2 protein-coding genes are annotated in these 1201 nt (G+C 66.9%); both read left to right on the plus strand.

The window, feature by feature from the left end; genetic code table 11:
* A partial coding sequence (locus tag SS2_RS17240) for an ABC transporter ATP-binding protein (protein WP_169796339.1) occupies nt 1–618 on the plus strand: 618 nt, incomplete at its 5' end.
* Between the two features lie 68 nt (nt 619–686).
* Nucleotides 687–1201: hypothetical protein (locus tag SS2_RS16850; protein WP_157607422.1), on the plus strand; the 515-nt coding region annotated here is incomplete at its 3' end.

The following is a 1201-nucleotide window of genomic DNA, read 5'->3' on the forward strand; positions in this document are numbered from 1 at the left end:
CTGCTCAACATCGCGGCAGGCGGGCTTTCCCCTCGGTCAGGGTCGGTGCTGGTGGGCGGCGCGGCGGTTTACGAACGGCGATCTCGACGCCGCGCACTGGGGAAGGTAGCGCTCATGCCGCAGAGCGCTACCTTCCCTGGCAACATGACGGTGCGTGAAGTGGTGGAGTACGTCACGTGGATGCGAGGCGCTCGTCCTGATGAAGCGCGTCGTCGGACGGCGCGAGCACTGGAGGCCGTGCTGCTGACCGATCGCGCCGACAGCAAGACGCGGGACCTCTCTGGAGGGATGCTCAGGCGGGTCGGCCTGGCTCAGGCGATCGCGATGGACCCTGAGGTGCTTCTCCTCGACGAACCCAGCACCGGTCTCGACCCTGAACAGCGCCGCATCATGGTCGACCGACTGCGCGACCTGGACGCCGCCGTGATACTCAGTTCGCATGTCATGGAAGACGTGAGCGACCTCGCCGACCGGGTCCTGGTCCTCGACGCCGGCTCGATCGCCTTCGACGGGGCTTTGCCTGCCCTGTGCGCTCTGGCTCCGGATCCAGTCGCCCCTCGGGCGGCCGAGGCGGGCTTCCTTGCAGTCTTGGCAACCAACCTGGGGGTGTCCCGATGACTCTCCCAGTACGCCTGTGGCTTCGCCGTTCGACGGCGCTACTCGCCTTTCCTGCAATGCTCGTCGTGGTGGCCATCGTGCTGTTCAGCCGCACGGGCTGGGCCTGGGAACGCAGCCAGACAGTGAGCTGGGCAACATCATCGACCATTCTTCTCGGTCCGCTCGCTGCCGGTCTCGTTGCCTTCGACCTGTGGCGTCGACAGACCCAGACGATGAGCGCCCTCACCGCGACCACCCGTCGCGGCACACAAGGACTGCTCGCCAACATGATCGCTACGTGGCTGCTCACGGTGCTGGCGTGGCTGATCGGCGTGGTCGTCGCGCTGGTCATCGCAACGCGGAACGGCGCGGTCGGTCCAATACCTTGGTGGACCCTCGGACAAGGGCTCATCTCGCTGCTCGCCTGCGTATGCATCGGCGCGCTGGTCGGCACACAGTTCAAAAACGTGGCCGCTGCGCCGCTCGCCGTGGTGATCTGCTACTCCATCCCCATCGCCGCGACCTGGCTCGGGGTGCAGGGCGTGATGCTGGCTGGTGGAGCGACCGCTCCGCTGATCGGGATCACCCAGACCCCCACCGTCGC

Origin of the sequence: Sanguibacter suarezii NBRC 16159, assembly GCF_001552735.1 — a bacterium.
Classification (GTDB): domain Bacteria; phylum Actinomycetota; class Actinomycetes; order Actinomycetales; family Cellulomonadaceae; genus Sanguibacter; species Sanguibacter suarezii.